General features: G+C 49.0%; 10 protein-coding genes and 1 pseudogene. 8 read left to right on the plus strand and 3 right to left on the minus strand.

Annotated elements, in window-relative coordinates:
* Positions 1-4 precede the first annotated feature (4 nt).
* The 8 genes from OGY09_RS00585 (at position 5) to fabY (ending at position 7,845) form a co-directional block, all read left to right on the plus strand.
* Complete coding sequence (locus OGY09_RS00585) at positions 5-1,015, plus strand: zinc-dependent alcohol dehydrogenase (RefSeq protein WP_008786993.1); 1,011 nt, start codon at positions 5-7, stop codon at positions 1,013-1,015.
* 69 nt (positions 1,016-1,084) lie between these two features.
* Entirely contained in the window at positions 1,085-2,518 is a 1,434-nt protein-coding gene (locus OGY09_RS00590; RefSeq protein ID WP_008786994.1) for an MFS transporter, read from the plus strand.
* Positions 2,519-2,622: 104 nt separating this feature from the next.
* Positions 2,623-3,948, plus strand: a complete 1,326-nt coding sequence (locus tag OGY09_RS00595) for an MFS transporter (protein WP_020996120.1) — start codon at positions 2,623-2,625, stop codon at positions 3,946-3,948.
* A gap of 30 nt (positions 3,949-3,978) precedes the next feature.
* Positions 3,979-4,869: an aldose epimerase family protein gene (locus OGY09_RS00600; protein WP_032945555.1), complete on the plus strand. Its 891-nt coding sequence runs from the start codon at positions 3,979-3,981 to the stop codon at positions 4,867-4,869.
* Positions 4,870-4,959: 90 nt separating this feature from the next.
* Positions 4,960-5,559 carry a glucose-1-phosphatase gene (gene yihX, locus OGY09_RS00605; protein WP_008786997.1) on the plus strand — a complete coding sequence of 200 codons (600 nt, stop codon included), beginning with the start codon at positions 4,960-4,962 and terminating at the stop codon, positions 5,557-5,559.
* Positions 5,553-6,425, plus strand: coding sequence for a virulence factor BrkB family protein (locus OGY09_RS00610; protein WP_008786998.1), 873 nt, complete (start codon positions 5,553-5,555; stop codon positions 6,423-6,425). Before yihX ends, OGY09_RS00610 begins: the two co-directional genes overlap by 7 nt.
* Entirely contained in the window at positions 6,422-6,859 is a 438-nt protein-coding gene (dtd, locus tag OGY09_RS00615) for a D-aminoacyl-tRNA deacylase (RefSeq protein ID WP_003825289.1), read from the plus strand. Before OGY09_RS00610 ends, dtd begins: the two co-directional genes overlap by 4 nt.
* A 44-nt stretch (positions 6,860-6,903) precedes the next feature.
* The gene (fabY, locus tag OGY09_RS00620; RefSeq protein ID WP_003825286.1) at positions 6,904-7,845 is read left to right on the plus strand and encodes a fatty acid biosynthesis protein FabY; all 942 of its coding nucleotides are present in this window, start codon (positions 6,904-6,906) and stop codon (positions 7,843-7,845) included.
* 27 nt (positions 7,846-7,872) lie between these two features.
* On the opposite strand, the gene OGY09_RS00625 is transcribed toward fabY, so the two are convergent.
* The 3 genes and pseudogenes from OGY09_RS00625 to OGY09_RS00635 all read right to left on the minus strand — a co-directional run bounded on the left by OGY09_RS00625 (position 7,873) and on the right by OGY09_RS00635 (position 10,085).
* The gene (locus OGY09_RS00625) at positions 7,873-8,790 is read right to left on the minus strand and encodes an alpha/beta hydrolase (RefSeq protein WP_032945557.1); all 918 of its coding nucleotides are present in this window, start codon (positions 8,788-8,790) and stop codon (positions 7,873-7,875) included.
* A 421-nt stretch (positions 8,791-9,211) separates the two neighbouring features.
* Positions 9,212-9,618: pseudogene (locus OGY09_RS00630) on the minus strand (RHS repeat-associated core domain-containing protein); the annotation flags it as partial.
* A gap of 32 nt (positions 9,619-9,650) precedes the next feature.
* Positions 9,651-10,085: a hypothetical protein gene (locus OGY09_RS00635; protein ID WP_150388394.1), complete on the minus strand. Its 435-nt coding sequence runs from the start codon at positions 10,083-10,085 to the stop codon at positions 9,651-9,653.
* Positions 10,086-10,242: the final 157 nt, after the last annotated feature.

Consider the following 10,242-nt stretch of genomic DNA (forward strand, 5'->3'; position numbering starts at 1 on the left):
AACCATGGATAAGATTACCCAAGTTCTATTTTCTGATATTGGGAAGGTGACCACCCAATATGTTGAGCTGCCGCACCAGGAACTTAAACCGCAAGAAGTCCGAATTGCTCCGGTGTTTTACGGAATATGTGGCTCTGATCTGCATGTACTGAAAGGAGGACACCCATTTGCAAAACCTCCGGTTGTGCCTGGACATGAAATTGCGGCACGCGTAACTGAAGTGGGCAGTGAAGTAACGAATGTTAAGCCGGGCGATCATGTCGTAGTCGACCCAATTATGGCCTGCATGGAGTGTCGTGCTTGTAAAGCGGGTCGCTTTAATCTGTGTGAGCCGCCACAGGTTGCTGGCTTCCGGGCGCCGGGTTTTGCCCGCTCGCAGCACATTGTACCTGCACGAAACTGCCATGTTGCACCTGCTTCGTTACCACTAAAAGCACTGGCTTTCGCTGAGCCCGCAGCCTGCGCGCGTCATTGCGTGAGCCGTATGCCGAAAGCGTCATTGGAAAGTGTATTAGTGATTGGTGCAGGGACAATTGGTTTATCCATCGTTCAAGCATTGCGCATCATGGGTGCGGGAAAGATCACCGTCATCGAGCCTGATGCCGCCAAGCGCGCGTTGTCGTTAAAGCTAGGTGCCACGGAAGTCTGGGCTCCGGGGGAATTGGATGCACAGGTCCGTTTTACGGGGGCAATTGATGTTGTTGCCGCCCAGGCCACGCTGAATGATGCATTTACCCATGTTTATGCTGGCGGAACGGTAGTGTGCATGGGGGTACCGAGTGGCCCACGTGAAATTCCTCTTCCGATGATGCAGCGCTTCGAACGCGATTTGTTGAATTCCGGCATGTACATCCCGGAAGACTTCGATGCCGTGATTGAATGGCTTGCGGATGGGCGGTTTGACACCAGCGAACTGGTGACCGATCTCTTCCCTGTCGAAGATGCGGATAAGGCGTTTGAACGTGCGCAGCAAAATGACTCTATAAAAGTCATGCTGCAATTTGCTGAGGTTTGATGCTGTAACCCTCTGTCTGGCGCTGCTTAAGGGTAGCGCCATCCTACAACAATGAAAAAGGATGCTGCGATGAGTCACATCACCAGTCCTACACCTTACTCGATCGGTCGTCCCCAGGACGTGATTGATATTGTTAATAAACATTCAGCAGTAAACACCAGTGTTGGCGTCATTTTTATCGCTCTTGGTGGCATTCTAATTGATGCCTATCAGGCGGCGATGGTGGGTTTTGGTAATAAATATATCGCATTGCAATTTGGTATTTCGCCGGGGCTGGCGGCGACGGTTAACGCCTCTGTTTTAGTCGCCGCCCTGATTGGTGGATTACTGGCGAACCGTGTGATTAACCGCTTTGGTCAAAAGCGTGCATTTATCATCGGAATGGGCCTGTGCACAATAGGTGCCGCAGCTGTCGCGATAGCCCCGAACATCTGGTGGGTGCTGGTGTGTCGCGTAATCATGGGATTTGGCTTGGGTATTGATTTCCCGCTGGCAACAAATGCGGTGGCAGAGCTACGCGGCTCAACATCTAAGAAAACCGGTTCGTCGGTTAACCTTTGGCAAATGGCCTGGTATGTATCAACTACGGTCGTCTATCTTGTGCTGCTTCCACTGTTGTTGTCGGGTATCGCGGAAGAGCAATTATGGCGCTATGGTATTTTCATTGGTGCTATTTTTGCCGTCATTATCATGATTCTGCGTTATTTCTTCATCGGTGAGTCTGCAATGTGGGCCGCACGAGTCGGACGTTATGATAAAGCCTGCGATATTCTGGCTAAACGCTATGGTGTTCATGCTCGCGTTGCTGCCAAACCAAAAAACGATGATTTTTCTGCTGAAAAAACAGAAAGTAAGTTTCATGGCGGCTATGGGATTTTATTTAACTCACGTTATCGCAAACGCACTATTCTCGGCTGCGTTGTGGCGACGATGCAAGCCTGGCAATATAACGCCGTGGGTGTTTATTTACCGCTGACTTTGGCGGGAATACTGAGCGGTGGATTAACCGGGGCTCTTAGCGGTTCTGCGGTAGTGAATGCCCTGTGTGGCATTACAGGTGGATTGATTGGTTCTCTTATCCTCCAGCGTTTGGGAACTCGCCTTCAGTCGATGTATGGTTTCGCCGTCGTAACGGTTGCATTACTGGCTTTAGGTGCATTAGCAACCACCAACCCATGGCTTTCTTTAGGTTTGTTGGGCGCAATCATTTTCTTCCATTCAGCGGGCCCGGGCGGCCTGGGAATGACCATTGCCACACTTTCTTATCCGCCATCTATTCGCCCGACAGGCGTAGGATTTGCTCGTGCAATTATGCGTACTGGGGCGATTGCCGGACTTATTTTCTGGCCTATGTTGTGGGGTGCATTAAAGACAGAAGCGTTCTATTGGCTGGCAATTGTTCCTTTTCTCGGCTTCCTGACATGCGTGTTGATTAAGTGGGAACCACTTGGTGCAAACGTTGACGCTGAAGACGCTGAGGTACTGGCTGAGCTGGATAAATAACAAGCAAGCGCGTCGCAACATGTCGACGCGCTTTTTCGTATAAATCCGCCGCTTTTTTAGTGATTTTATTGCGCAGATTTCTCGCCGACCCGGAGAGGAAAATTATGGCTGAAATAGAACATGTACCAGGGAAAGAGCTATCCGGCAAAGCCATGAGACGCGTTGTCATGGGCAGTTTCGCTGGCGCGTTGATGGAATGGTACGATTTTTTTATTTTCGGAACGGCGGCAGGGCTAGTCTTTGCTCCCCTGTTTTTCCCTGATAGCGATCCTTTTATTGGTTTAATCGCCGCATTCGCCACCTTTGGTGTGGGTTTTCTGTCACGTCCGCTTGGAGGCATTGTTTTTGGCCACTTTGGCGATAAAGTCGGTCGCAAAATAACGTTGATTTGGACGTTAGCGATAGTTGGTTCCTCAACGTTTTTAATCGGTTTCATTCCAACATACCAGGATATTGGGATCTGGGCCCCGATTATATTGATGGTTCTGCGCCTGGTTCAGGGGTTCGGTCTGGGTGGGGAATATGGCGGGGCTGCATTGATGACTATTGAATCTGCGCCTGAGGCGAAGCGCGGGTTTTTAGGTTCGCTCCCACAAACGGCAGCCTCAGTTGGGATTATGCTGGCGACAGGGGTGTTTGCATTATGCAATCACTTCCTGACCCAGGAAGAGTTTCTGGCCTGGGGATGGCGTATCCCTTTTTGGCTATCTGCCATCATGTTAATTGTTGGGATGTTCATACGGTTACATACCGAAGAAACACTGGATTTTAAAAAACAAAAAACGGCTGTCTCACAGGAACAATCAGCACCACCGTTGATTGAACTTTTCCGTAAGCATCCACGGAATATTCTGTTAGCGCTAGGGGCCAGGCTGGCGGAGAGCGTTTCGTCGAACATCATTAATGCCTTTGGTATTGTCTATATTTCCAGCCAGTTGGCATTATCAAGGGATATTCCACTCAACGGCATGCTAATCGCCTCAGCAATTGGCATTGTGTGTTGTCCATTAATTGGTTGGATCTCTGACCGCGTTGGGCAACGGAAGATGTATTTATTTGGCGCTGGTTTTTGCATCCTTTTTGCATTCCCATTCTTCCTGCTGCTGGATACGAAAAGCACACTTATCATCTGGTGCTGCATGATCCTTGGCTATAACCTGGGGCCAACGATGATGTTTGCAGTACAGCCCACCTTATTTACCCGTATGTTCGGAACACGAGTGCGCTATACGGGTCTTTCCTTTGCCTATCAGTTCTCAGCAATTCTGGGTGGGTTAAGCCCGCTCATTGCCTCCAGTTTGTTGGCGCTGGGAGGCGGGAAACCGTGGTATGTAGCACTGTTTCTGTTTGTTATCTCAATACTTTCATTCAGTTGCGTCTGGCTTATCGAGCCACATTCAGACAATAAAAATGACGCTAATAACATTTAACTTCTTACCGAAATATCAGAGAGCAATAACATGAACAATGAATTGAATACTGAGCATTATCAAGCATTACAACGTGCTTTTGATACCGCCTGGCCGGGACCGATCGGCCAACCTATTTTTCTGGAAAAAGGACATCTACGTCTGCAAATTTTTCCGCGCGATGGTGCCAGAATCACCTCGCTTCAGGCGTTTGGTTTTGAAGTGTTACGTCAATGGGAGCCACAGCGTAAAGCATTTCAGTATGGCTGCTTTCCTATGGTTCCTTGGGCAGGCCGCCTTGGCGATGCAACATTGACCGTGGGGGAGAAACAGTACGTATTACCTGCTAACAAACCGCCTCATGCTCTACATGGTATGGCCTGTTATTCATCATGGGAAATTGTCGAACATACAGCGGATACCTTGAAACTGCGCATGCCACTGGGCGCTCCTTGGCCCTGGGAAGGAGAGGTCCTGCAGACGCTGACTCTTGAAGACGATGCGTTAATTCTGCGACTTGAAATTCACACCATGTCTGAAACTTTTCCGGCATCTGCTGGATGGCACCCCTGGTTTGCAAAACAACTGGGCCAGCAGAATGAAGAAGATGAATTACTGGTATGTTTTAAGGCCGACTGGCAGGAAGAAGCCGGGAATAATGAGTTACCAACAGGTAATAAAATCCCCCCACAATCAGGCCCGTGGGATGACTGCTTTGGTTTTAATGATGGTCTCAATGTCAGATTACAGTGGCCAGGTAAGCTGAGTATGACGATGACATCGAGTGCGCAAAGCCTGGTCGTTTTTGACAAACAGCCCGACGCAACATGTGTCAATCCGCTTACTCAGGCGCCAAATGCGATAAATAGGACACCGCAGTTTGTCAGTGCAGGTCTTCCGTTGGTGATTGAGTCGCGCTGGCAATTTACACAGGAATTCTGATGGCTTAGCCAATAATCCCGACAGGGACTCATAGTCAAACTTCTCCTTTCCCGCTACAGTTATTCATCCACGGCGAATAAGGAGAAGGGCATGCTCTATATCTTTGATTTGGGTAATGTGATTGTCGATATCGACTTCAATCGCGTGTTAGGTACTTGGAGCGATCTGAGCCGTGTACCGCTGGCTTCGTTAAAGCAAAGTTTCACCATGGGAGAGGCTTTTCACCAGCACGAGCGAGGTGAAATAACGGATGAAGCCTTTGCCGAAGCGCTATGTCATGACATGGCGCTACCGCTAAGCTATGAGCAGTTCTCCCACGGCTGGCAGGCCGTTTTTGTTGCCTTGCGTCCTGAAGTCATCGACATCATGCAAAAGCTGCGTGAGCAGGGGCATCGGGTGGTCGTCTTGTCGAATACTAACCGTCTGCACACGACGTTTTGGCCGGACGAATACCCCGAAATCCGTCAGGCTGCTGACCATATTTACCTTTCCCAGGATCTGGGCATGCGTAAACCGGAAGCGCGGATTTACCAGCATGTCCTGCAGTCTGAAGGTTTTTCTGCGCATGAGGCGGTATTTTTCGACGACAACGCCGATAATATTGAAGGGGCTAATCGGTTAGGGATTACCAGCATCCAGGTTGTCGATAAAACGACCATTCCGGACTATTTCGCGAAGTTGCTATGCTAAAAAATGTTCAGCAACAAGCCAGGCACCATACGCGTCCTGTTCGGGCCTGGTTGAAGCTACTATGGCAGCGGATTGATGAGGACAATATGACGACGCTGGCAGGGAATCTTGCCTATGTCTCATTACTCTCATTAGTGCCGCTTATTGCCGTAGTTTTTGCGCTTTTCGCCGCATTTCCGATGTTTTCTGACGTCAGCGTCCAGCTACGTCATTTCATTTTCGCAAACTTTATCCCGGCGACGGGAGATGTCATTCAGCGTTATATCGAACAGTTCGTTGCCAACTCGAACAAAATGACCGCCGTTGGGGCGTGTGGGCTGATTGTGACAGCGCTATTACTGATGTATTCCATTGATAACGCGCTGAATACTATCTGGCGCAGCAAGCGTACTCGGCCTAAAGTTTACTCTTTCGCCGTTTACTGGATGATTTTAACGCTGGGGCCACTGCTGGCGGGGGCCAGTCTGGCGATCAGCTCTTATCTGTTGTCATTGCGCTGGGCCAGCGATCTCAACACGGTGATCGATAACGTCCTGCGTATTTTCCCGCTGGTGCTTTCCTGGCTCTCGTTCTGGCTGCTTTACAGCATCGTACCGACTACGCGTGTACCTAACCGTGATGCGGTTATTGGCGCCTTTGTGGCCGCTGTGTTGTTCGAAACCGGAAAGAAAGGATTTGCGCTCTATATCACGATGTTCCCGTCTTATCAGCTCATTTACGGTGTCCTGGCGGTGATCCCCATTTTGTTCGTCTGGGTATACTGGACCTGGTGTATCGTCTTGCTAGGCGCGGAAATAACTGTCACTCTCGGGGAATACCGCAAACTTAAACAAGCCGCAGAACAAGAAGAAGCAGAGCAACCATGATTGCATTAATTCAGCGCGTAACCCGTGCCAGCGTCACCGTGGAGGGCGAGGTGACGGGTGAAATTGGCCCAGGACTTTTGGTCCTGTTAGGTGTCGAAAGGGATGATGACGAGCAGAAAGCGAACCGCCTGTGCGAGCGCGTACTCGGCTATCGAATCTTTAGCGATGCCGAAGGCAAAATGAACCTTAACGTGCAGCAGTCAGGGGGCAGCGTGCTGGTGGTTTCACAGTTCACGCTGGCGGCAGATACCGAACGCGGCATGCGCCCGGGGTTTTCAAAAGGGGCTGCGCCCGATCGTGCAGAGGCGCTGTATGAGTACTTTGTTGAGCGTTGCCGCCAACAGGAAATGAATACGCAAACCGGTCGATTCGCTGCGGATATGCAGGTTTCACTGGTTAATGATGGCCCCGTGACGTTCTGGTTACAAGTATGAACCAGCTACCGGTGTGGCCGCGGACAACAAGAGAGAATACGACGATGTATCACCTTCGTGTACCGCAAACAGAAGAAGAATTGGAGCGTTACTACCAGTTTCGCTGGGAGATGCTGCGTAAACCGTTGCACCAGCCTAAAGGCTCCGAACGGGATGCCTGGGATGCGATGGCGCATCACCAGATGGTGGTGGACGAAGAGGGGAATCTGGTCGCAGTAGGACGTCTGTATATCAATGCGGATAACGAAGCCTCCATACGCTTTATGGCCGTTGACCCCTCCGTGCAGGAGAAAGGGTTGGGCACGCTGATGGCGATGACCCTGGAGTCTGTGGCGCGTCAGGAAGGGGTAAAGCGCGTAACCTGTAGCGCCCGTGAAGATGCGGTCGAATTTTTCGCCAAACTGGGGTTTGTGAGCCAGGGAGAAATCACCACGCCGCAAACCACGCCGGTGCGTCACTTTTTGATGATTAAACCCATCGCGACGCTGGACGACATTCTCCATCGCGGGGACTGGTGCGGACAACTACAGCAAGCCTGGTACGAACATATTCCATTGAGTGAGAAAATGGGTGTGCGCATTCAGCAGTATACCGGGCAGAAGTTTATCACCACGATGCCCGAGACGGGCAATCAGAACCCGCACCATACGCTGTTTGCCGGTAGCTTGTTTTCCCTGGCGACGCTAACGGGCTGGGGGCTTATCTGGCTGATGCTGCGCGAGCGTCATCTGGGCGGGACGATAATCCTTGCTGACGCGCATATACGGTACAGCAGGCCGATCACCGGGAAACCTACCGCTATCGCCGATCTGGGCTCGCTGAGCGGAGACCTGGACCGTCTGGCAAGAGGTCGTAAGGCGCGCGTTCAGATGCAGGTCGGGGTATTTGGCGACGACACGCCGGGCGTGGTGTTCGAAGGCACCTACATTGTGCTACCCGCAAAACCTTTTGGCGCATATGAAGAAGGTGGGAACGAGGAAGAGTAGGGGCGTGCCCCTACTGAAATAGCCCAATCACTCACCGGCCCTGGCTATTCGCCGGGCCACGTCCTGCATGGCACTTCGAGCCGTTTCACTGACGCCCCCGAGCTGGAAGAACCCATGTATTACGCCGAGATAACGTTGGCCGGTAGAGGCAACCCCCTGTCGCGTTAATCTTTGTTGTAATGCCTCTCCTTCATCCCGTAACGGATCAAATTCAGCGGTAAGGATATGCACCGGCGGTAAGCCGCTAAAATCGTTGCGCCAAAGTGGGCTTGCTTCAGGATGCTGAGTATCGGTTTGCTGCAGATACATTTCATAACCGGAGAGCAATGTATCGCGTGTGATAATGTAATCCTGACCATGGCTGAGGTAGCTGGCAAAGCTGGCGGTCGCGTCAAGCATGGGGTAAATCAGGACTAAGGCGGCAGGCGACCATCGCGCGGATTTTTTTAAACGTAGCGCAGTCACCAGCGCCAGATGCCCACCAGCACTATCTCCGGCAAGCGTAATGCGATGGGCATTGATACCAAGCTGCCCGGCGTATTTATGCACGAGATTCGCTCCCCGTTCAGCATCGTCATGAGCTGCGGGAAAGGTGTACTCTGGCGCAAGGCGATACCGCAAGGCAATCACCCGACACCCGCTGTTGTAGGCTAACTGGCGCAGCTGATTATCGTGTGTCATAAAGCCGCCGCTAACAAAACAGCCGCCGTGGTAGTAAACGACGCAGGGGAGTGAACGTGCCGCATTTAACGGCGATATTACGCGAAACGTCATGCCTTCAAGCGCAATATCTTCTGATTTAACCCGTATCTCTTTCTCACCGGCAAGCGACGTGCTAGCGATATAACCCGCCCTCCGGTCATCAATACTCTGCTGTCTCGAAGAGGGACGACCTGCCGTAATAAATTCCGCGACCAGCTCCGCTATTCCATTTTCCAGTGCCATAACCCTCTCCTGTGAACTGTGTATTTATACAGTGCTATAACCTGATTCCAGGTGAATGAAAATAGGATAATGTGGACAATGTTTGATCTGGAAAGCGGCTCGCAAATTGTTCCAGTTTACACCTTATGGCATGTCTTATAATGAAACTATAAATGTATTACTTGATTGAATCATATCTGTAACCTTTTAATTTGGTTTCGCCACTCTCAATTTCAAATATAAAAAACTCCTGAACAATTTTTTTATTATATTCACTGTAGTATATTAGGGATGTTTCATTATTCGAAGTTAAACTGTGAGTGCTCCTCTCTAATTTAAGTATTGACTTTTTAAATTCACCAAGATCCTTTTTTTTGCCTCCGTCATGATATTAATGAAATTTTTCTCGAGGGTTGTTTTTTGAAAGTTAGTTGACGTCATTTTATATATGATATAAGTTGTAAAGACCCAGAGGGTCAATCTTTATAATAGGGTTGTTAGTATACTGATATAAGTTCCACTCCCCCTCAACCCTATCGGATCCTGAGTTATATACCGCCGCTGCATCGCATCATAATATCGATAACGGTTATAATACAGCCCCGTCTCCTGATCATACTGCTGCCCCGGTAACCGTATCAGCTGTTGCAGGTTTTCCGGGTTATCCTTTATCTGCTGATTGCTCCACTCATCATACTCCGCGCGCCAGACCGCGTTGCCTTCGCAGTTTATCTGCGCCAGCGGCAGCCCCCGGTGGTCACAGTGGTACTGGTGGATATTTCTCTCCGGTTCAGACTCCGGCTCCACCAGACCCTTCAGTTGCTCCGGGTTCAGCTCGCACTGACTCAGCTACTGCAGACTGTGTTATGTTGATATTAATATCATTTATCTTTAATTTTTATTGCATGAATATCGTCATAAACTATTTGGGATATTTTACTTTTATCGCCTTCTTTTTTTATCACAAAAAATTCATTTAACTCATACTTATTATAAGTTGAGTGATAAGATATCGTTGTTTTATTTTCTCCTATCAATACTTTCATCTGATCATTTTTTAATAAGCGACCATATTGATATTTGCCAAGTAGTTCGCGGTTTTTTTTCATAAGTTTAAAGTAATCTGATTTTGTCATTGATTTTTTAAATTCTTTCGAAACAAGATCAATGTAAATACCGTTAAAATCACTTGAGCTAAATTTATTATGAAATGACTCAACTACAAGGAGTGCATTATGAAAGTTGTTATCCTTGCACCCGGTCAATATAACCATCCCACATGATAATAACATTACAAAATAAATATATAATTTCATTTTAATTCACTATGCATTTTGTGTATTGCTGACAAGTAATCAATCCAGTAACCATCAACCATCAAAGTTACCACCTAAAAATGTTGATATATTAACAGGATCTTCCTTTTTATTAATTCAAGGTGAATCCTCTTCGGTAAGAAAGGCCACCAGAGTC

This window comes from Citrobacter sp. Cpo071 (assembly GCF_030332765.1).
Taxonomy (GTDB): Bacteria; Pseudomonadota; Gammaproteobacteria; order Enterobacterales; family Enterobacteriaceae; genus Citrobacter; species Citrobacter portucalensis.